The sequence below is a fragment of the Spirosoma aerophilum genome, from assembly GCF_054782495.1.
This window is the reverse complement of the sequence record NZ_BAAGSJ010000004.1, coordinates 217,490-237,680: the sequence shown is the minus strand read 5'-3', so window position 1 is coordinate 237,680 and position 20,191 is coordinate 217,490. Positions and strand designations below refer to the sequence as shown.

The window sequence follows — 20,191 nt, the reverse complement described above, 5'->3', positions numbered from 1 at the left end:
AACGTCTTGTAAAGATACAAAAACGACGGGCGTTTGTGGAATTTACTGGCTTCGGTCATCCATCGACTAAAGCTCCCGTTCCCCATGAAAACGCGACGAACCTCCATTCCGATCCGAGTTGACATGACACCGTTTGTGTTGATTGCGTTGTTGTTGATTATCTTTTTTGTGTGGCAAAAAGAAATAAAGAGGCCTGCTATGCTGGGCGTTACCATTCCTGCGGGCTGTCATAAATATGCGTCGCCCGAATATCCCCGCAAGGTGATTGTTCTCTATCTGCTCCATAAAGATCGGGTGGGCGTTGTGCAGTACTGGCACGGCGATGATATGGCTGAACTTCAAACCACTGCGTACGGCCCGGATGCGCTCCGGCGGTTGTTGGCCACAGCGGCTAAATCGGCCAGGGGTGATGTCGCGGTCGTTATCAAACCTACTCAATATGCCACCTTCAGAAACGTCGCTCAGGCATTGAATGAGTTAAAAACAGCTGGCAATCTTCCCTATCTGTTCATCTCCGAACTGGTACCGAATGAGCGGCTTATGCTACGGCATTACGAGCAAACGTTTTTACAAAATCAGCCATTGAAAGAGGTCGTTTACCTGCGCGTCAATTCGTATTATGCCCGGATAGGAAGCTTGTAAAGAGGGGCGGGCGTAAGGGCCGGTTCGCCCACTTTTTGAACTCTCGTGGCCCAGTGCTCCCGTGCCCCCGTAGTCACATGCTCTCGTGGTGTCAGGTCCTCAGACCTGACAAGTAAGGTTTCTAAAACCTTTAATGGTCAATATGTATCAATAGGTTTTGAGAAACCTAGCCGTGTCGGGTCTGAGGACCCGACACCACGGAAAGGCTCGGTACCAAGGATACTACGGGAAGATCCGACACCACGGATAACATGGAAAGACCCAACACCACGGAAAAACAAAACCCGCCGGGATTAGTCTCGGCGGGTTTTGTTTGACGAAGAAAGATGCTGACTAGTTAACAGAAACACTCCCCGAACTGGCGGCAATTTCAACCGGGATACCGCCACCATTGAGTTTGCCCCGGACGCGGTCTTTTTCAATGTCGCCTTCAAAACGCGACAGGTTGTCGGGCATGTTGACCCGGTTGCCGCGCAGGTTCAGATCCATGCCTTTGTTGAGGGGCATTTTTACGCGGATGCTGCCCGCGCTGGTGTTCAGGCGGACGTATTCGCCCACTTTCGTCAAGCTCACGTCCACACTGCCCGCGCTGGTGCTGGCATCCAGGCTGCCCGCTACATTGGCCAGACGGACACCCCCGCCCGATGTACTTGCCTTGATGTCCCCTTCGATACTTTCGCCCTGAATACTGCCTCCGCTGGTGCGGGCGTCGATGTTGCCTTTCAGGTCAGTGAGCCGGATGCTGCCGCCCGATGTGACCAGATGCATTTTGCCGGTCGATGATTTGCCTTCGATGGAGCCGCCCGACGTTTGCAGGTCAAGATGGCCCGATGTGCCAGCCTGACACCCGTCGAAGTGGATGGAGCCACCGGACGTTTGCCCATTAATATCGCCGTCTACGTCTTCCAGATGAAGGCTACCGCCACTCGTGCGGAACTTCTGCGTACCACTCAGTGACGCCAGGTGAATGGAACCGCCCGACGTCCGCAAGTCGGTTGTGACCTTGCGCGGGGTGTAAAATTTAAAGCTGATGCTCAGGCTGTTTTTCCAGTTTGTCAGATTGTTGTGCCGTTTGGCCGTTGCCACGATGGTGCCGCCTTCCTGAGCGATGAAAATGTCGTAGTCTTTCAGGCGATCTTCGATTTCACCTTTATCGAGCCGGTCGTTCCAGTTATTGGCCCGCACATACATCTCGACTTTGGCGTTCATGTCAGTGCCGCCTTCGATGGTCAGGCTGCCGCCCGAGGTTTCGGCCCGCACCGCATTTATGTTGCCCGAAAAAGTTTTGGTTTGATAGGGTGCATCCCGGTCACTGTTACGATTTTGAGCCAGAGAGGTTAGTGCCAGGGTGCTTACGCTAAGGAGTGTTAGTAGAAACTGGTTGCGTTTCATATCGTTTATCGGTTTATAGACTAAAGATGATATTTTGGTAAGTAGGGTTGCACGGTTTGAAATTATTTTGGTGGATAATGCCAAAAAGCCAGCGGGTCGGGTAGCGAACAAAGTCTGTTCGCTACCCGACCCGCTGAAAATCAGTACTCTAAAGGTTAATTCATGCGATCAATTTATGAAACAGGTTGTGACGCTGCGCGGAAATGAACAAGTCCTTTGACATGCACATCGGGTAATTGATAGAGGTGTTTAACCAATGTACTGACCCGGCGTCGACTGACCGGAAGCCACGTGCCGGCTACCAATACATCGGCACAACGGTCTCCCTTCCGGCGGACCTGATCGATATGGTATGGATTGACGGCGGCACTTTTACTCAATCGAATGAAGCCGGGAAGGGTGCCTACGCATTTTTTGAGCGTGGTTGCATTGACTTGTGGTGAGGAGTCGACCAGAAATACGCGGGTGTAATTCCCCCATCCCATTAAATATGTAATTCTGGATGTATTGTCGTTCAATTTACTAAATCTCATATATAGTATAATAATTATAGATTAACAATAAGTTTACGATAAATATATATGATTAATTTATTTCTAAAAAGACGAAGTCGAAAGATTCTGAAATAATTTATCGGTCACTTAAAGCAGATCGTTACCCGATCGTTTTTTTGCTCCGCTCTTTTTCTTCGGAAGGGGATAGCTTGCATCGACAAGCTCGCCCATTGACCTCACCTTTCTCTTTTAGCCAGCAATAGACGGTTGCCGCGCTTACCGTTGATAAACTTAGAGTTACTGTTGGTAAACTAGCCAGTGAGGCTGATGGCCATTCGGCTATTTTACCGCTGTGTTCAGGCAGACCATGTTTGGTGGTTTACCTGTTCGCATGTCTCACCTTACCACCCTAACCCGTTATGCTTGATTATCGTGAATCGTTACTTCTGCTTGTAACAACTCCTCTATATGCCATCGTTATAGTGGCAGAGATCCTGCTAAGCTACCGAACGAACAGACCCGTTTATTCAGCCAGAGGTCTTTTTCAGAATATCTATTTATCTGTACTGAATGCTAGTCTTGATCTACTGACGCGGGCAGGGTACATGATGATACTAACCTGGTTTTTCCACCACCGGGTTGTAACGGTCAGCCATCCTGTTCTTCACTGGGTTCTTCTGCTTTTGATGGAAGATTTCGCCTTTTACTGGCTGCATCGGGTTGATCACTCCTGCCATGTATTCTGGGCAGTGCATGTTACCCATCACTCATCGAAAGAGTTCAATCTGTCTACGGGTTTCAGGTCGTCTGTCTTTCAGCCATTATATCGCTTCGTTTACTTCATGCCAATTGCCTGGCTAGGGTTCCCGGCGGAAGAAATTGTGTTTATGTACTCGGCAACTCAGATCTGGGGTATTTTAATTCATACCCAACACATTGGAAAACTGGGTGTGCTGGAGTGGTTCATGGTAACACCGTCGCATCATCGGGTACATCATGCCTCCAATATCCGATATCTTGACCGCAACATGGGTATGTGTTTTATTATCTGGGACAGACTGTTCGGTACATTTGCCGAAGAACGGCCGGATGATCCGGTCAGGTACGGCCTTACGACCGATATTGTGGATACCTCGCCCGTTAATCTGGTTTTTCATGAATGGAGAAAACTGGTTGAAAACAGTTGCAAACCTGGATCAATGACTCAGAAGATAAAGTACCTGTTTGCTCCGCCAGGCTGGAGTCATGACGGTAGTAGCTTAACCGCCGATCAACTGCGTCAGACAATGGAGTTAGCGCACGACGTCAGCGATCCCTCATTCACTGCAGAGCTCCCCCCGACACCCGGTTCGGGTAATGCCGGATTACCTGATTGAAATCTCTACCCGTCGGTTTTTGCTTCGTTCGCCTTCGGTGTTGTTAAGCGCTACGGGACGTGTGCCGCCATACCCTGTTGTCGTTATTCGTTCCTCGGCAATGCCATGCCGTTTGAGGTAACCGGCCACAACGTTGGCTCGGTTTTCGGAGAGGGCCAGATTCAGGCGTGGATCGCCGATGTTATCGGTATGACCCGCAATGTCGAGTTGCCAGGCCGGGTTCTTTTTCAAGGCGGCCACCAACTGATTCAACTCCGTCGATGATTCGGGCAACAGGATATAACTGCTTTGTTCAAACTGTACATGGTGCAGAATGAACGACGCTCCCGGCTCAAACGAGGGTGTCGATTGGCTGCCGGGTTCGGGTAGTCTGGCGGGAATCGTTGCGGTATTAGGGGTAATTGTTTTTGAGGGTGGAGGGCTGATCGCCACTTTCGGCCTGGCCCTGACCAGCGGTTTTGATGGAATAGTTTTGGCTGGAATAACCTTTGGCGAAGCCGCAGCGACAACGGGCGGCTTCGCGACGGGAGCTGGGGGTGTTTTAGTCAGTGTAGTCCGGGGGGGAGATGCTTTCTGAAAAAGTAGATTGGCAGGTACAAGACCGTTCGTAACTAAACCGTTCCTGACAGGGGCATCGGGAAACACTTTTTGGGCTTCGGGCCGTTGCCAGTACAGGAAAATTTCGCCTTCCAGGAGATCATTAAAAAAATCGACCCGTAAGTCGTAGAACTTACCCGCTTCCAGAATGACGCTCCCCTCGAAACTTCTGGAGTCGTTCAGCTGCCAGGAGTTGATCACGAGTTTATTGCCCACCCAAACCCGAATACCGTCGTCGACCTGCGCGTAAAAGCGGTATTGTCCCGAGGCTGGGGCCAGCAGTTTACCCGTCCATCGGATCGAGTAATAGGATTCGGGCATGCCCGGACCGGGGCTGCGTCCGCGCCAGTTGAAGTTAAGTTGCGGGTCAATTCGGGTGAATACCTTTCGCTCGAAATTTGTCCCTTCATAATAGTCTCCTTTCAGGCCCTGCTGGGCAATGGTCTGCCCCGCCATTAGCCAGAACAGGAATCCGCTGAGTAATTTGATCGCGTTCATGCCAACACCCTCTTTCTGTAAACATGACTATGTTAGTGATCAATTCCGGTCCGGCAACCAGGAAAATGATGTGTGGTCAATCACTCGTTTTGAAGGCTCCTGGCCGGGTTCATTCGGGCGGCTTTCAACGACTCATAGCCAACGGTAAGGATTGTAATGCCACTGGCTGTCAACAGCGTAACGGCAAACACCCACCAGCCGAAATGGATGCGGTAGGCGTAGCCTTGCAGCCACCCATTCATCAAAAACCAGCCCACCGGCGCTGCCAGCACGAAGCCAATCAACACCAGTCGGCTAAATTCGCGGCCAAACAGCCACACCAGCTGTTTTGGCGTGGCCCCCAGCACTTTTCTGACGCCAATCTCTTTGGTTTTCGACTCCGCCATGAACGCCACCAGGCCATACAAACCCAGGCAGCCAATGAGTATGGCGATCAGCGAAAACACCTGGGCCAGACCCAGCAGAATTTGCTCGGTCATGTAAAAGTTATTCAGCAGATCGTCCACGAAATCGGCTTTGAAAACGTGTTCGGGATATAAGTCATTCCAGGTGCTTTCAACCGTTTTCAGTGTGGCTGATAGATTAGTTGGGGTAAGCTTTAGGGAGGCCATTCGGTTCTCGCGGTGATAATTCAGCAGGGTGGTGGGCGGAATCGTTTCGCGTAGTCCGCTGAGGTGAAAATCCCCCATGACGCCAACCACCGTTTTGTCGCCACCCCACAGGTTAAGGCGCTTGCCGAGTATATCATTCGGTGAGCGCAGCCCCAACTCCCGCACCATGGTTTCATTCACGAGTGCTTCGCTGTTCGTTGTATCATTGGTTCGGAAGCTGCGCCCGGCCAATAGCCTGATACCGTAAAGCGACACATAATTTTTATCGCCAACTTTAACCACCGTCGGAAATTTCTCGGGTTTCGTGTGGGTGTCAAACGTGAACGGCACGGGCAGTCGTCTGTAGGCTGCGGGCGGCTCAGCGCCCAGCGATATGGCCTCTACGCCCGCTATCTGCCCCAGCCGGGCCCGGACAACATCCTGTTTCAGTAGACTGCCGGGCGGTATCGGTACCGTCAAAACGGCTTCTTTCTGAAAACCCAGATCGGCCTGCTGCATGTGCCGTACCTGCGCCATCATGACCACCACGCCAATGATGAAGAGTTGGGTGATAAAAAACTGCGTGACAATCAGCCCCCGCCGAACCGACACGCCACCAACTTGCCGCGTCGTTAGCCGACCGCGCAGGGCCGCTACCGGGTTAAAGCGGGCCAGCACCAGCGACGGATATAAGCCCGCGAGCAGAATAACGCCCACAATCAGGCCCACAAACCAACCCAGCGAATCGGGCCGGAATAAACCCCCGATGGCGATGTCGGTGCTCATAACCGACAGGGCGCTGTTGAGCAGCGGCAGACAGAGGTAAGCCAGTAACATGGCCAGAACAAAGGCCATCAGCGTAACCAGCGTTGTCTCAACCATAAACTGCCCGATGAGTTGCCAGCGCGAGCTACCCATGACTTTCCGAACACCCACTTCTTTGGAGCGTTTCAGGGCGTGGGCGGTGGCTACGTTAATGAAGTTGATGCAGGACGCCAGCGTCAAAAACAGACCGACGATGATCAGGGCGTACAGGATTGGCTTTGGCGACCGGCCACCGTATTGGGGCAAGTGATCCAGGTCGGGGAGGGGAATGGTATGAAAAGTTAGTCTTTTCGCTTCAGGTGTGGTCAGGTACTTTTTGCTGATAACCGGAAACGCATCGAGTAGACGTTCTACGGGCGTGCCTTCGCGGAGGGTGACGAAGCAGACGGTAAATACGCTATTCCAGTCCTGCATGGCCTGTTTGCCGGCTTCGCCTAATAGCGTCGGCACGGTCGCGTAGGAAATAAACGCGTCGTACCGGAGCTTGGTGTTGGACGGAAGGTTCCTGATCAGGCCCGTCACGGTCAGGTTCGTCTGGTTATCGAAGCGCAGCACCTTGCCCATCGGATTGGCCGAGCCAAAATATTTCCGGGCGTATCGTTCCGACAGGACGACCGTGTTGGGGGCTGCCAGCGCCGTTTTTGGATTGCCGTTTAGCCATTCGGTGTCGAAAATGTCGAAGTACTGCGGTTCGGTGAAACACAGGTTCCTGGATTCCTCAAACTTCTGTGAAAAGCCGCCTTTGCCATCGGGCACAGCCATGATACGCCGGGAGACATTTTCGAGCCGGGCCGCCGTTTCCACAAAGGGAAGTTCCTGCCGCAGCACATCGCCCATGGGCCGGGGCGTAGCATCGGTTGGCACCACGTTCTCCTGCCGTATGTCGGTAACGACCCAAAACGTCCGGTCGACTTTAGCATGGTATCGGTCAAAACTGAACATGTAGCTGACCAGTAGGAAAATCACCAGACTACACGCCAGACCAATGGAAAGGCCAATGATGCTGATGAGAGTAACTTTCCGGTTACGCCACAGATTACGAAGCGAGATGTTGAGGTAGTTGCGGAACATAAAAGTTGAGGGTTGAGGTAGTTTAGCTGGCGCGGGCAGTTGCCCGTGCCTTTTCATGAAGTCAGTATTCACTGACGCAAGCGAACCGGGACGTCGGACCGGCTTGCTACATGTGAAGGCATGGGTGAATACCCGCGCCAGCTAACACATCAGATCACCAACTACTATGATGGATCAAATATATATAATTTTCTTATATATAAGAAAATTATATATTACTCAAAAAGCCATCTTTTGTTAGCTGAAACCCGCTTGTATTTGCCCTAAATTAGCGGAGCCATGGGCTTTGAGACTAGTGAGGCAAAATGGTGTAATCAAGTACGTAATGACAAAGAAAGTTGCCATCGTGACAGGGGCTGCCCGGGGAATCGGTTTAGCCACAACAAAACTATTTCTGGAAGATAACTGGCAGGTCGCCATGGTTGACCTTGACGAAGCGGAACTGCAAAAAGCGACGGCAGAACTGCCCGGCACATTAGCTGTTCATTGTGACGTTTCCAATCCGGGCATGGTTACCGACATGGTAGCCAGGGTACTCTCTGCGTTCGGGCGCATTGACGCGCTGGTCAACAATGCCGGTGTCGCCATTTTCAGGCCGCTCGAAGAAACGGATTTTGAGGCCTGGCGAACGGTGATGGCGACGAATCTGGACGGTGTTTTTCTGTGTACCCAGGCCGTTATACCCGCCTTGAAAGAAACCCGGGGTGCCGTTGTGAATATAGCCTCTATTTCGGCGGTTCGGGCCAGTACCCTGCGGGTGGCCTATGGCACTTCGAAAGCCGCCGTTGTGCACCTGACCAAACAACTGGCGGTGGAACTTGGCGATTATGGCGTTCGGGTAAACTGCATTTCGCCCGGCCCGGTAAAGACTAAACTGGCCGAAGCCGTTCATTCGCCCGAAATCATCAAAGCCTATTACGACGGTATTCCGTTGAACCGCTCCGCTACCGAGCGGGATATTGCCGAAGCCGTCGTATTCCTCTGCTCCCCCAAGGCCTCCTTTATTACAGGGCAGATGATAGCCGTAGATGGCGGTTTCGACGCAGCGGGTATCGGCCTGCCTGCCCTTCGCAAAGCAAGGGAGTAGGTATAGGCTGTCGTACCGACCGTCGATGCGTCGAACCGTCCCGGTCGGTACGCCAATCAATACCTATGACGATGCCCGCAATAAGGTTCGCTGTTTGGCTAAATCTTCTTTCTTGACAAACGTGATGGGCACAAACTCATCGGTGGGGGAGCCGATGTAATAGAGCGTCCAGTCGCGGTCATATTCGGCCAGCAGCTGCCGGATGCACTCGACCCGGTCGAAGGTGGGCACGCGGCAGTCGCCCCAGTAGAACAGTTCGACCCGATAATGCAGTGCCTGCTTCTGTCCATTGATGGTTACGTCGATTTCGATGTCCTGCTTGCCGGGCAGCGAAGAGATGGGTATAGCGATGTACGACATAGTGTTAGGGAAAGGATAAGTGATTGAGTTTATTCATTTCTCAGGCTCTTCACCGGGTTTGTCAGGGCGGTCCGATACGTTCGCCAGCCAATCGTCAGCCCGCCCAGCAGGAGCATCGTGCCGAAACATAGCCCTAACAGGCCAAAGCCCACCGTGATGTGATAGGCAAACGTCATCAGAAAAAAGCTGCTGGCCAGGTACCCCAGCGGGAGGGCGACAGCCCCGGCAATGAGCAGCAGACGCAGAAAATCCCACGACAGCAGCCACACAACCTGCCCCACGTTGGCACCCATCACTTTACGCACACCCACTTCTTTGGTTCGCAGCGCGGTGGTGTAGGTAACCATTCCCAACAGGCCCAGACAGGCAATAGACATGGCTAAGCCAAGCAGTAAGCTCATGAAATTCAGGTCGTCGGTATGGCTGTGGCGCTGATACAGAAAGTCGTCGTACCACTGTCCGGTAAACGGCTCGTAGGGGTTAAGTCGTTTCCAGATGCGGGCAATATCGGCTTTAACGACTTCGGGGTTTCCGCCGGTAACTTTCACCGTCAGATACCGAAATTCACCTGGCTGGTAGCGCAGTATCAGCGGGCGAATTTTCCAGACCATCGTGGCAGACTGAAAGTCTTTCACAACACCAGCAATCTGCACATCCGTACTATCATTGAGCCAAAGCGTTTGCCCAACGGCTTCTTTGGCATCGCCAAGTCTAAAAGCCCGCACGGCTTCTTCGTTGATGACTACCCGGCTCGACGCTGAATCAGATACGGATAGTGGGATATTTTGTCCTTCCAGTAGGGTGAGCCCGGTGGCAGGAATTAGGTTGGCGTCGGTGGCAAAGACATCGGCTATTGAGGAGTCACTCCTGGTTTTCTGCCGATAGACTATCCGCCAGTTACTGCCATGATCGCCAAACAGGGCGGCCGTTGCGGTTACCCGTTCTACCCCCGCCAGTTGACTGATCTCGTCGGATAGTCTGGCCACTGGAAAGCCGTTCAGCGGAATGGTCAGCAGCCCTTTCCGTTGGAACCCGTAATCGGCTGTGGCCATAAACTGTTGCTGTCGGGCCATGGCCAGCAATGCAATCATAGCCAGCAGCGAAATAGAGAACTGGGCGACTATCAGCGATTTGCGGAGGGTTATCCCCTTAAACACCCGAATGCCCGTTTGGCTTCGGAGTACCTGCGCCGGTTGAAATCCCGACAGGACGCGGGCTGGTAACAATCCTGCCAATACCCCCGTGACAACGCTGAAAACAATGAAGACGAACCAGAGCATACGGTCGTTCTCCCAAGCTACACCGCCAATCAGCCACTGCTGCACAAAGGCCATCGGTTTCACAACCTGCAACATGAGGTAAGATAAGCCGAGCCCCAACACCGACAGAATCACCGATTCGGCCATGAACTGACCCATCAACTGCCAGCGTAGTGCCCCGGACACTTTCCGGATGCCAACCTCGCGGGCGCGGCTCAGTGACCGGGCCAGCGTTAGGTTGATGTAATTAAAGGCTGCCAGCAGCAGCGTCAACAGACCAACGCCCATTTCTGTCTCCAGTTTTCCGGCGGTGGGTTCGTAAGTCGCGTGCATGAGGTCTTCGCGCGAGGGCGAAAGGCTGGTCAACGACTGGCTTCGGAAGGTGTACCCTTTTTCGTCGGTAAACCGAATCCCTTTGGTGGCCCGGATGGCGAGTGATGGCAAGGCTGCATCGAGCGTTTCAACTGAAACACCGGGCTTGAGCTTGACATAGGTATATCCTTTGCTGTAGTATTTCCAGTCGGTCAGGGATCGCTGCCAGGCTGGCGTAGACAAGGTTGACATGGAAACAAGCATGTCGAAGTTCAGATGTGATTTGGCTGGGTTTTTAGCGAAAACACCTGTTACGGTCAGCGCGCCAAACTCGCCATGTTCCATAACTTTCCCAACAGGATTGGCGGTCCCGAAAAAACGCTCGGCGGTTTCCGGGGTCAACACCAACGTATTAGGCGCAATAGCGGCTCGACCGGCTGTTAGTTTGAATCCGAATACGGTGAAGAAACCCGGATCGACTGCGCTGAATACCACGGGCAATTGCTTCCGATTCGCCGTGACTTCGCCGTAAATCCGAACCACGCGGGTGACGGTTTCGACAAAGGGGTAATGACGTGCCAGGTCTTCGGCAAGTGGGAGGGGTGTTGTGGCGAACCCCTGCTCGTCGTTGGTGTTGGCTGTTACATCCGTGATGATCCGGTACGTACGGTCGGTGTGGGGGTGAAACGAATCATAATCGAACGCGCCTTTGATGTCGATCATGGCCAGCAAACAGACCAGCATGCCCGACGCCAGACCGAAAACGTTGATAAAGGAAAACAGCTTGTGTTTCCATAATGTACGCAGGGCCGTTTTTAGGTAATTTTGTAGCATGAGTCTGGATAACAGGTGGTTCCGTAATCGGGTGAGATAGTATGCCCAAATGTTGTACCAGTAATCGTAAAGATCTGTATGTTAATGACTTATCTAATGAAAATGAACGTCCACTGTCCGATTGCGGACAGTGGACGTTCATTTGTGGACAGGCACGTTATACCGATGCTTGTGCCCCTGAAGGGCAATGAAAAGAACTCCGTCAATTCGGCAGCATAACTGCCCGCTCGTCGAGGGTTTTGGCAATCTGGTTGGCCAGGGTGGTGGTTCGAAAAGCCGTTTGGCGGTCGCACTCGTTGGAGAAAACGACGATGCCCATGTTCAGCTCGGGGTAGTTGACGCATAAGCTGCTGAAACCGGGAATGTTGCCGTCCTGCCAGATGGCCCGGTAGCCGGACACGTTGCGTATCTGCCAGTTCAATCCGGCCGAATACCGGTTTTCATCACCCCAGGTTGGCCGGTGAGCCAGTTTTGCCGCTTCATGCTCTTCGGCCACGTTCCATTGGATGTACGTCAGCATGTCGGCCACGGTCGATTTCAGGGCACCGGCTCCCTGGAGTTGATCGGGGCTATTGGGCATCAGTACACCGTTGCAGTTGTAGCCCTTCGCGAACCGACTCTGATCGGCGGACGTCAGGGTAATTTTTGTGTCGTGCATCGCCAGCGGCCGGGTCAGTTTCTCCCGGATAAGCTCCTCGAACGGCATGTTGTAGATCCGCTCCAGAATGTATCCCAGTAACTGAGCACCCGCATTCGAGTAGTTGAACGTAGACCCCGGCGTACTGGAGAGCTTCACGGTATGCAGGTCGCTGAAAAAGTCATTCCGGCTGTAATTCTGCAAAAGCTCAGTGGCAATGGCCGACGACGGTACGCTCGTATCCGCAAACGCGTCCGGGCGATCGGGCAACAGAAACGGTAGCCCCGACCGGTGATTGATGAGGTGAAAAAGCCGGATGGGTTGCCCCTGATAAGCCAGATTGGGGTAACTGCCCGTCAGGTATTTGCGAATATCATCGCCCAGCCCGACCTTCTTTTCGACGACGGCCTGCGCCAGCAACGAACCTGTAAAGGTCTTGGTGATGGATGCGAGCGGATAAATCGTTTGACCCGTCGGGAGTTGCTGGCTCCCTTTTTCGACAGTGCCGTAGTTGTACACGTACGTTCGCCCATCCCTGACAATGCCAATCGATAGTCCGACAGCCTGCGGAACTGACATAAACTGTTGTGCCGCCTGTTCAACAACAGCGTCGACGGAGTTTTTGAGTGGATTATCCGTCAACGCCTTTTTCAGCAACGCGGGTAATACCGGCGACTGTTTCGGGTAAACAAGGGCCGTTGGCAGCAGTAACAGTGCGGAGGTAAGCCAGGCATTCATGGGTAGTTTCTGGTTTGAGTTTTGTCAATAGATGCAGGTTTGCGCAAACAGGTTGCGTCGGTAGTTGTCGCAAACAGCTTCTAGCTGTTTGAATTGGCTTTGTCTGGGCCAAGCTCTGGCTTGGCCTTATTTTTCAGCTCGCAACGGCCAAGCCAGAGCTTGGCCCAGACAAAGCCAATTCAAACAGTCTCTGGCCGCTTGGACTTACTCAACCTTCTTCAAATACTCAATCGCATTCGTATTTCTTGGGTTCAGCGCCAGCGACTGCTTGTAGTTTTTGATCGCTAATGCTCTGTTCCCCAGGCGGTCGTAGGTCTCAGCCAGGCTGTCGTAGGTGTTGTAGCCTTTCGGGTACAGACTGACATTCAACTTGAAAATCTCCAGCGCTTCCTTTAGTTTTCCCTGACCGGCCAGCGTATAGCCCCAGATGTTCACATACTCTTCACTCAGAAATAACTCCGGGTGTTTTTTTCGGACGGCCTTCACAACGGTAAGAGCCTGTGCATATCCCTGTTTTTTGAGTTCGGCATTGAGGGCCGTCAGGGCGGCTGGCTCACCAAATAGCGCGTCCATGATTTTACCGGATAGTTCGCCGAGTTGCCCCTGGGTTGATTGATCGGAGTTGTTAGCGAACAGGACAAGGGCCGTTTTCTGATCGGGATACAGGTCGCAGTAACTGGCGAAGCCGAACGTACCGCCCGAGTGCTCGATCCGTCGCTTGCTGTCGATGGTTTTGTGCAGAAACCAGTTCAGTCCAAACGCCTGACTGTCGGGGCTGCCCCAGGTCAGTTGATGGCTTAAGTTGACGGCCGGGTCGCGCTCATCCAACTGATACGCAGCATACTTCAGCAAATCGGCTGCACTATAGCGAAGGCCACCGGCGGCCTGCATGGCTTTCAGCGTAAAGGCTGGCATCTGGACGCCATTTCCACTGTAGCCTATCGCAAACTGATCCGCTGGTTGTGGCGAACCAAAGGTGTTGCGCATGGCGAGGGGTTGTTCAATTTGCGTGGCAACCAACTCCTCGAAAGGCTTTTGGTAAATCTTCTCCAGAATATACCCCAGCAATTGGGCCGCCACGTTGGAGTGACGGGGATTGTGACCGGGAGCCGCCCTGAGGGTAACCTTATGCAGGTCATTGAAAAAGTCGGGACGGGTGTAGTGCTGTAGGCCGTTCACCATCAGGAAGGGAATGGAATCGGGGTTCGCCTGCTTATAGGCGTCGGGCTTATCCGGGAAGTTATCCGGTAGCTCCGACGTCCAGTTGGTCAGGTTGACCAGCCGAATGGGTTGGCCGTTAAAGGCCAGATTCGGGTAATCGCCGTCGAGGTAGTTTCGAATGTCATCGTCGAGCCGGACGCGCTTGTCGACAACGGCCCGCGCCAGCAGCAGACCCCCAAACGTCTTGCTGATCGACCCGATTTCATAAATGGTCTGTTGCGTGGGCAATTCGTTTTTACCTTTCTCCGTCGTACCGAACGTATAGAACGATGTCTTTCCATTCCGAACAATCCCGATGGATAATCCCACGTGCGCCTTTTCCTGGACGAAGGCCGTTCCCAGTTGCTGGATAGCGGTTTCGGGCGGGTTGCTGACAGTAGATGAGATACGTTGACTGAAAGTCCTTATACCGGGTAATGCCAGCAAGCAGCAAGCGAACAGGAAGCGTATGTTCATGATGGAGAGTACGTTGGATGTAAAAACAACCGGTGCGGGTTGTGTCAATTAGTTATTGGATGGTGCCAGCCGTTTCAGATGCCCGGCCGCATTTTTATTGTCGGGGTTCAGGGCCAGGGAGCGGGTGTAATTTTTGACCGCCAGCGCCGAATTACCCAGCCGCTCGTAACCTTCGGCCAGACTGTCGTAGACGTTCCAGCTTTCGGGATAGAGGTCGACGTTCAGTTTGAAAAGCTCAAGGGCTTCTTTCGTCTGGCCGCTGCTCATCAGGCGGTAGGCCCAGTCGTTCAATTCGTCTTCATTCGGCTGCAGGTTTCGCTTTTTCAATTCGTTCGCCACCGGGATAGCCTGCTCGAAACCGCGTTTCTGTAGCTGTAGCCGAAGGCTCGTAATCGGGTCGGATGCCGGAATGTCCGGGTTGTAGTACCCAGCGATTTCCTCAAGGAAATTCTCCGGTGAAGAGCCCGCCAGATTCGTCAACACGATAACCGCCAGGTCATCATCGGGATAGACCAAAAAGGCCGATCGCCCACCTCCCGACATGCCTACGGCCTTATGCTTGGGTCGGAATTTAGTCAGTCCCCAACCCAGCGCCCATTGCGTAGGCGAACCGTTGTTGTATCGACCCGCTGTCCACATCGTATCGAGGGCCGCTTTCGTTTTTAGCAGTTTACCCTGCTGCAAGGCAATGATCCAATGAGCCATATCCTCCGCAGTGCTGTTCATGCCCGAAGCGGTCCGACGGAAGGCCGGAAATTCCTCATAGGCGGGCGTAAGCTTAGGCGGTTTCAGTACCTGCCCATCCAGCCGGGAAATATACCGGTAGGACGGAGCTTTATGCGGTATCACATCGCGGGAGTCGCCAAAACCGGTATTTGTCAGCCCGGCTAGCCTGAACTGTCGTTCGCTGAATACCTGGGCGAACGGCTTATCCCGGAGTTTGTCGATGATTTTGCCCAGTAGCGCGTAGTTGGTTTGGTTATACCTAAACTGCTCACCCGTTGGAAAATCCATCGGCATGGCCTTTGTTTGAGCCCAGGCGGTTTCCTCGCTGATATCCTGTCCTGGTGAACCGAGCACCCGAAGAATATCCGGCAAACCCGAAACATGGGTCAACAACTGGCGAATCGTTATGGGCTGCCAGGTGGCCGGGAGTCCGTCGAGATAGCGGGAAACGGGAGCACCCAGATCCACTTTGCCTTCTTCAACCAGTTGCATAATAGCCACGCCCGTAAACGCTTTGGTGCAGGAGTTGATCGCAAAAATGCTTTTACCCGTTACCGGAATGGAGTCCTGTACGTTGGCAAACCCATACGATCTGCTGAACACCAGCTGCCCATGCTGTACAACGGCCACCTGCATACCGGGAATCTTAAGCTGCGCCATCTGACCCCGTAAAAACCGGTCGAGCGCATGCGCCTTTTTTTGCGTGGCGACAGAGGAAGCCGCCGGAGCGGGGCGGTTTTGCCCGAAGCTGAAGGTTAATGACGCAGCTACCAATTCGAACAGGCAGATAGCCAGCCTAAGCGGATGCGTAGCCATACCGATTACTTCGCTTTGCGGATGTAAATATTCCCGTTCATGTTTTTCATCATGACTTCCGGGCCACCCCCGTTGATTTTGCCGTATACCCACTCGTCAATCTTGACCTGGTACATGCCCGACTGACTCGTACGGTTCACTTTAGGCTGGTTTTTATCCACGTCGATATCGAAGTCGCTGAAGATATCACCCCGGTCGGTTTTGAGTTTGCTGTTTGCTTTCACGCTGGACGGGAAGGTCACGTCGACGTTGCCGTTGAGTGTCGAAAAAGCCATAGGCGTACCGGAATCAATGGATTTAAATGTCGCTATCAGATCTCCGTTTACCGTACTGGCTACTGCCGAGCCCGCAATATTTGTCAGGTGAACGTAGCCATTCACGTTCGTTGCTTCCAGTGTTCCGCTCACATTTTCAACCTCAATGATGCCATTATTGACGGTGCTGACCTTGAGCGAGAAGCGTTGGGGTACTTTGATCGTCAGGTCGACCGTTTGCTTTATCGTGTTGGCGTGCACATTGACGGTATTGTTTTTCTCTTCGGCACTGACATCGAGCGGCATGCCCGTAGCAATGCGTTTCATGCCGTTGGCTGCCCGGTCAGAACGGTCATCCTCGTCGTCGCGTCGTCCGCGTTTGGGGCTGGCGGTAATGTCGATCACGACGTCTTTGCCGCTATAACCGATCACGTGGATGGAACCGTTGATGAGCCCTACTTTCAGGTTGCCGGGTTTGGATGGGTCGCTCAGCGGGACAACGAGCTGCTCCTTCACGTCGTTCTGAGCGGTTACTGGACGGGCCATAGACAAGCTAAAAAGCAAGAGCACGGTGGTGATTGTATGCATGTTCATCAGGATTGTTTTTTAATGTAAATGTTGCCGTTAAATGTTTCGAACTTGAAGGTCTTGCCGCCTTTGCCAATGCGAATGGCGGTGTTTTTGTTGAGTTTGTAGACAGTGCCTGTACCGGTTTGCTGGGTCGTTTTGATGGCCTGCACGGGCAGTACTTCCGTGTTGGGGAAGTCGGTATAAAACTTGCCCTGGAACGTTTTGAACTGCATGTCAGCCGATAAATTAGCCGGGTAGCTCACGTTAATATTCCCGTTGAGGGTATAATACGACGAGTTTTCGGGAGGGTTGGCTACATAATCGACGTCGAGATTTCCGTTGATGGTGTGGGCATCGGTTGTACCCTTTACGTTCGTAAGGGCAATGGCCCCGTTCACATTACGCGCTCGCAGGTTGCCTTCTACATCCTTCACTGACACATTGCCCCGATTAACCGTCGACGCGACGAGGTTTATCCGATTCGGTACTTTCACGGTGAAGTTGAGGGTGAAATCATAGTCATCATCCCGGTTCCGGTCCTGGTCCCGATTCCAGTTGCGCCGGGGCCGCGAATCGAAGGGTTCAGCAATGTAGGCGATGATGCTGTCGCCCTGCTGTTCGATTTTTAGCTGGAATTCTTTCTTGCCGACCTCCAAGCCTTGACTGCTTTTGGCCGTAATAGACTTGTCAATTTCCAGCACCACCTTATCGCCCGAATACCCTTCGACTTTAATAAAGCCGTTGATGTTATAGATGGCCAGCACGCTGCTGGCGGCTTTCGGTACCGTAAATTCTTTACGGATGTGCTCCTTCGATTCCTGAGCGGTAGCTGGCGACTGGACGCACGAGAGCACCAGCCCCGCCAGCGCGGGGATTAGTAGTCGTTTCATAAGCTTATAAGGTGAAAGAGCGAAAGAGTGAAAGAGTGAAAGATGAGAAAGAGTGAAAGATGAGAAAGGTATAGGTGACTGACGCTCCGCTTCGGCGGTCCGATTTCACTCTTTCACTCTTTCGCTCTTTATTTTATGACAAGTCCTTAATACTTTGTTCGATTTTGCCCTTGACCAGATGGTTCAGGTTATCGTCGTGGAGCAGTTGCCGGAGGGGTTTGATGGATCGCTTCTCCTGTAACTTCACCATCACATCGGCCAGCGCGGATTGCACCAACGGCGACTCCTGCCGGGTAATCGACTGGACCAGCCCTTCGCGCACCGTTGCGTTGTCGGCTAGTTTGGCGAGGGCTTCCAGTGTGACTAGCCGCACATTGACGTTATCGTCGTTGTTGAGGGTTGTCAGGAGAGCGTCCACCACTTTATTGTCCACGTTCGAAATGTCTTCCGTATAGCTCACCGCCCGAAGTCGCTCGGAAGCCGCCGGATTTTCGAGTAGCGAGAGCATCATCATCTGCCGCATGTCCTGCACCTGATTCGAGAGCGTGTCGATCTGCTGCTGCTGAATCGCTACGGTTGAGGTGCTTGAATTGCGGAACCAGTATCCGGCCGCTACGCCAACCATCAACAACGCAACGCTATACGCCAGCCGAACCGCGAATTGAGGAGCCAAAAACGACCGTAGTTTGTTGAGTAACCCGTCGAACGTACTTCGTTGCTGCGTCTGTACGGTATCGGTATACGTATCGAGCATGGCCTGAAAACGAATACGGGCCGTTTCGCTGGGTTCCGGTGTAGGCAGGTTGTCCATCATCTGCCAAAGCTGTTTCGTTGATTCGGCTTCGGCCCCACAGGCCGGGCACTGAGCCAGGTGATTTTCCAGGCGGGCCCGTTCGGCATCAGGCAACTGATTCCGTAACCAGTCGGCTAGCTGCCCGTTGGTCTGTTCACAGTTTATGGGTTGTCCGTTCATGGTCGATTGTCTGGTAAATTTTCTTCAATTCATTCATGGCGCGGTGTACACGCACTTTCACCGCGCCCTCCGTCGTATTCAGCACCTGCGCAATCTCATCGTACTTCAACTCCTGAAAGCGGCTCAATACCAGCACTTCCCGATGGTCGGCGCTTAATTTCGCCATGGCGTTATGGAGGCTATCCATTTCCTGTTGTTTCAGTAGTCGCTCATCGGCGGCTGATCCACCACCAATCCGGTCCGCTAATTCGGCCAGGTCATACTGATGCGCTGACCGCTTGTTCTGTTTGCTATGATCCACCAGTACATTTCGGGCCAGGTGATACATCCAGCTTCGGAACTCACCATCGCCGGTAAAGGTATGGCGGTACTTGAGCATCCGGTAGAACACCGTCTGCAGCATATCTTCGCTGGCTTCCCGCTGACCCGTCATGTGAAATAGAAAGCCGAACAGAGGCCGATGGTACCGCTCGAAGAGCAGGCCCATCGTATCCATATTGCCTGCTTTTACCTGCAACATGAGCGCGTTATCTGTCAGAGCGTTCAACCGGCTAAAGGGTGGGTTTGGTGGATTTTGGACTGGAAACTGCGGGAATCCGGGAAGGTTACAGGAAATGTGAAAAAAAGTAATTTACCACCCCCAACCTCCTCCTAAAACAGGAGGGGACTCTAAAAAGACGACCCTTCGGTTTAGTCCCCTCCTGTTTTAGGAGGGGGTTGGGGGTAAAAAAAAACAGGTCGCTTCGTAGGCGACCTGAGAGGAAGGGAAAACATACGGTGAAAAGAAGTCTCTAATAAGGGCAGATCCTTTTACTGATTGCCGGTCTTGATACCGAAGCTGCGTTCGGTCTCTTTGATGATCGCCTGTTTTTCGCGCTCGGTTTTACCCAATACATTGGCCGTGCGCTCAATGACCAGTTCTTCGCCATCTTTCTCGAAGGTGTACTGCATCCAGAGCCGACCATTTTCTTTGTCTTCTTTGACCAGCACCGACAACGGAGCTACATCACTCGGCGAAAGCGACGACGACGCATGCGCTTCCATGCGATCATATCGGATTTTCTCCGAACGCCATACCTGAACAGCCTGCTCTTTTTCTTCGTTCCGGTCATTCCAGGTATCCCGCTTCTGCTCAACCATAACAACCGAGGCATCCTCCGACGCTGCGCGGTCCAGCGAGTCGATGATGTGGGTTTCAAGGGCTTTTACCGCCTTATCATCCATATCCACCACGTCGAACGAACGACGGTAATGGACCGAGCGGCCGGGCTGCTCAATGTCAACGCGAATACGAAGCTGCCGACCATCGGTCGTAACGTGTTTGCTGGACGACCGTTGTGCCAACGCGCTGAAACCAACCGTGAGCAGTAACAGAGTAAAGAGCGTTTTCATAAAATCGGCAAAATGAATGATAGATCAGGTAAGTAAATTTACGGTATCCATCTTCGTGCCAGTTGTGTAAGTTATTGTCTGTTAGTGAGTTGTTATATGGTGAAGTCGGTTATTGTCCAATATCGGACAATTTTTGTACGGCTGCGGACAATGAACGAATAGGAACTCGGATTACACAGAT

17 protein-coding genes are annotated in these 20,191 nt (G+C 52.8%); 3 read left to right on the top strand and 14 right to left on the bottom strand.

Annotated elements, in window-relative coordinates:
* Window positions 1–84 precede the first annotated feature (84 nt).
* Window positions 85–642, top strand: coding sequence for a biopolymer transporter ExbD (locus ACYVK4_RS02820; protein WP_461125969.1), 558 nt, complete (start codon window positions 85–87; stop codon window positions 640–642).
* 333 nt (window positions 643–975) lie between these two features.
* On the opposite strand, the gene ACYVK4_RS02815 is transcribed toward ACYVK4_RS02820, so the two are convergent.
* Window positions 976–2,034, bottom strand: a complete 1,059-nt coding sequence (locus ACYVK4_RS02815; protein ID WP_461125968.1) for a DUF4097 family beta strand repeat-containing protein — start codon at window positions 2,032–2,034, stop codon at window positions 976–978.
* A 173-nt stretch (window positions 2,035–2,207) separates the two neighbouring features.
* A complete protein-coding gene (locus ACYVK4_RS02810) occupies window positions 2,208–2,567 on the bottom strand; it encodes a LytTR family transcriptional regulator DNA-binding domain-containing protein (RefSeq protein ID WP_461125967.1) in 360 nt (119 codons plus the stop codon).
* A gap of 380 nt (window positions 2,568–2,947) precedes the next feature.
* Between ACYVK4_RS02810 and ACYVK4_RS02805 the strand changes: the two genes are divergently transcribed.
* Window positions 2,948–3,904, top strand: a complete 957-nt coding sequence (locus tag ACYVK4_RS02805; protein WP_461125966.1) for a sterol desaturase family protein — start codon at window positions 2,948–2,950, stop codon at window positions 3,902–3,904.
* Here ACYVK4_RS02805 and ACYVK4_RS02800 read toward each other — a convergent pair.
* Window positions 3,893–4,999: a PA14 domain-containing protein gene (locus ACYVK4_RS02800; RefSeq protein ID WP_461125965.1), complete on the bottom strand. Its 1,107-nt coding sequence runs from the start codon at window positions 4,997–4,999 to the stop codon at window positions 3,893–3,895. The two genes, ACYVK4_RS02805 and ACYVK4_RS02800, sit on opposite strands and share 12 nt — an antisense overlap.
* Window positions 5,000–5,079: 80 nt before the next feature.
* Complete coding sequence (locus tag ACYVK4_RS02795) at window positions 5,080–7,485, bottom strand: ABC transporter permease (protein WP_461125964.1); 2,406 nt, start codon at window positions 7,483–7,485, stop codon at window positions 5,080–5,082.
* Between the two features lie 325 nt (window positions 7,486–7,810).
* Here ACYVK4_RS02795 and ACYVK4_RS02790 point away from each other — a divergent pair, with 325 nt between their 5' ends.
* On the top strand, window positions 7,811–8,572 hold the full coding sequence (locus ACYVK4_RS02790; RefSeq protein WP_461125963.1) for an SDR family NAD(P)-dependent oxidoreductase: 762 nt from the start codon (window positions 7,811–7,813) through the stop codon (window positions 8,570–8,572).
* A gap of 63 nt (window positions 8,573–8,635) precedes the next feature.
* Here ACYVK4_RS02790 and ACYVK4_RS02785 read toward each other — a convergent pair whose 3' ends face one another.
* The 10 genes from ACYVK4_RS02785 to ACYVK4_RS02740 all read right to left on the bottom strand — a co-directional run bounded on the left by ACYVK4_RS02785 (window position 8,636) and on the right by ACYVK4_RS02740 (window position 20,010).
* The gene (locus ACYVK4_RS02785) at window positions 8,636–8,932 is read right to left on the bottom strand and encodes a hypothetical protein (RefSeq protein ID WP_461125962.1); all 297 of its coding nucleotides are present in this window, start codon (window positions 8,930–8,932) and stop codon (window positions 8,636–8,638) included.
* A gap of 29 nt (window positions 8,933–8,961) precedes the next feature.
* Window positions 8,962–11,337 carry an ABC transporter permease gene (locus tag ACYVK4_RS02780; RefSeq protein ID WP_461125961.1) on the bottom strand — a complete coding sequence of 792 codons (2,376 nt, stop codon included), beginning with the start codon at window positions 11,335–11,337 and terminating at the stop codon, window positions 8,962–8,964.
* A 202-nt stretch (window positions 11,338–11,539) separates the two neighbouring features.
* On the bottom strand, window positions 11,540–12,712 hold the full coding sequence (locus tag ACYVK4_RS02775) for a serine hydrolase domain-containing protein (RefSeq protein WP_461125960.1): 1,173 nt from the start codon (window positions 12,710–12,712) through the stop codon (window positions 11,540–11,542).
* 204 nt (window positions 12,713–12,916) lie between these two features.
* Complete coding sequence (locus ACYVK4_RS02770; RefSeq protein WP_461125959.1) at window positions 12,917–14,389, bottom strand: serine hydrolase; 1,473 nt, start codon at window positions 14,387–14,389, stop codon at window positions 12,917–12,919.
* A gap of 48 nt (window positions 14,390–14,437) precedes the next feature.
* A complete protein-coding gene (locus ACYVK4_RS02765) occupies window positions 14,438–15,931 on the bottom strand; it encodes a serine hydrolase (RefSeq protein WP_461125958.1) in 1,494 nt (497 codons plus the stop codon).
* Window positions 15,932–15,936: 5 nt separating this feature from the next.
* Window positions 15,937–16,779: a DUF4097 family beta strand repeat-containing protein gene (locus ACYVK4_RS02760; protein WP_461125957.1), complete on the bottom strand. Its 843-nt coding sequence runs from the start codon at window positions 16,777–16,779 to the stop codon at window positions 15,937–15,939.
* Window positions 16,779–17,645, bottom strand: a complete 867-nt coding sequence (locus tag ACYVK4_RS02755) for a DUF4097 family beta strand repeat-containing protein (RefSeq protein ID WP_461125956.1) — start codon at window positions 17,643–17,645, stop codon at window positions 16,779–16,781. Before ACYVK4_RS02755 ends, ACYVK4_RS02760 begins: the two co-directional genes overlap by 1 nt.
* 133 nt (window positions 17,646–17,778) lie before the next feature.
* Complete coding sequence (locus tag ACYVK4_RS02750) at window positions 17,779–18,618, bottom strand: zf-HC2 domain-containing protein (protein ID WP_461125955.1); 840 nt, start codon at window positions 18,616–18,618, stop codon at window positions 17,779–17,781.
* Window positions 18,593–19,138, bottom strand: a complete 546-nt coding sequence (locus tag ACYVK4_RS02745; protein WP_461126651.1) for an RNA polymerase sigma factor — start codon at window positions 19,136–19,138, stop codon at window positions 18,593–18,595. Before ACYVK4_RS02745 ends, ACYVK4_RS02750 begins: the two co-directional genes overlap by 26 nt.
* 290 nt (window positions 19,139–19,428) lie before the next feature.
* On the bottom strand, window positions 19,429–20,010 hold the full coding sequence (locus ACYVK4_RS02740) for a hypothetical protein (protein WP_461125954.1): 582 nt from the start codon (window positions 20,008–20,010) through the stop codon (window positions 19,429–19,431).
* Between the last annotated feature and the right edge of the window lie 181 nt (window positions 20,011–20,191).

Excerpts from the sequence above, each read along its gene's own strand:
- ACYVK4_RS02820 (WP_461125969.1), top strand. The coding sequence starts at position 85 with ATGAAAACGCGACGAACCTCCATTCCGATCCGAGTTGACATGACACCG.
- ACYVK4_RS02815 (WP_461125968.1), bottom strand. The coding sequence starts at position 2,034 with ATGAAACGCAACCAGTTTCTACTAACACTCCTTAGCGTAAGCACCCTG.
- ACYVK4_RS02810 (WP_461125967.1), bottom strand. The coding sequence starts at position 2,567 with ATGAGATTTAGTAAATTGAACGACAATACATCCAGAATTACATATTTA.
- ACYVK4_RS02805 (WP_461125966.1), top strand. The coding sequence starts at position 2,948 with ATGCTTGATTATCGTGAATCGTTACTTCTGCTTGTAACAACTCCTCTA.
- ACYVK4_RS02800 (WP_461125965.1), bottom strand. The coding sequence starts at position 4,999 with ATGAACGCGATCAAATTACTCAGCGGATTCCTGTTCTGGCTAATGGCG.
- ACYVK4_RS02795 (WP_461125964.1), bottom strand. The coding sequence starts at position 7,485 with ATGTTCCGCAACTACCTCAACATCTCGCTTCGTAATCTGTGGCGTAAC.
- ACYVK4_RS02790 (WP_461125963.1), top strand. The coding sequence starts at position 7,811 with ATGACAAAGAAAGTTGCCATCGTGACAGGGGCTGCCCGGGGAATCGGT.
- ACYVK4_RS02785 (WP_461125962.1), bottom strand. The coding sequence starts at position 8,932 with ATGTCGTACATCGCTATACCCATCTCTTCGCTGCCCGGCAAGCAGGAC.
- ACYVK4_RS02780 (WP_461125961.1), bottom strand. The coding sequence starts at position 11,337 with ATGCTACAAAATTACCTAAAAACGGCCCTGCGTACATTATGGAAACAC.
- ACYVK4_RS02775 (WP_461125960.1), bottom strand. The coding sequence starts at position 12,712 with ATGAATGCCTGGCTTACCTCCGCACTGTTACTGCTGCCAACGGCCCTT.
- ACYVK4_RS02770 (WP_461125959.1), bottom strand. The coding sequence starts at position 14,389 with ATGAACATACGCTTCCTGTTCGCTTGCTGCTTGCTGGCATTACCCGGT.
- ACYVK4_RS02765 (WP_461125958.1), bottom strand. The coding sequence starts at position 15,931 with ATGGCTACGCATCCGCTTAGGCTGGCTATCTGCCTGTTCGAATTGGTA.
- ACYVK4_RS02760 (WP_461125957.1), bottom strand. The coding sequence starts at position 16,779 with ATGAACATGCATACAATCACCACCGTGCTCTTGCTTTTTAGCTTGTCT.
- ACYVK4_RS02755 (WP_461125956.1), bottom strand. The coding sequence starts at position 17,645 with ATGAAACGACTACTAATCCCCGCGCTGGCGGGGCTGGTGCTCTCGTGC.
- ACYVK4_RS02750 (WP_461125955.1), bottom strand. The coding sequence starts at position 18,618 with ATGAACGGACAACCCATAAACTGTGAACAGACCAACGGGCAGCTAGCC.
- ACYVK4_RS02745 (WP_461126651.1), bottom strand. The coding sequence starts at position 19,138 with ATGTTGCAGGTAAAAGCAGGCAATATGGATACGATGGGCCTGCTCTTC.
- ACYVK4_RS02740 (WP_461125954.1), bottom strand. The coding sequence starts at position 20,010 with ATGAAAACGCTCTTTACTCTGTTACTGCTCACGGTTGGTTTCAGCGCG.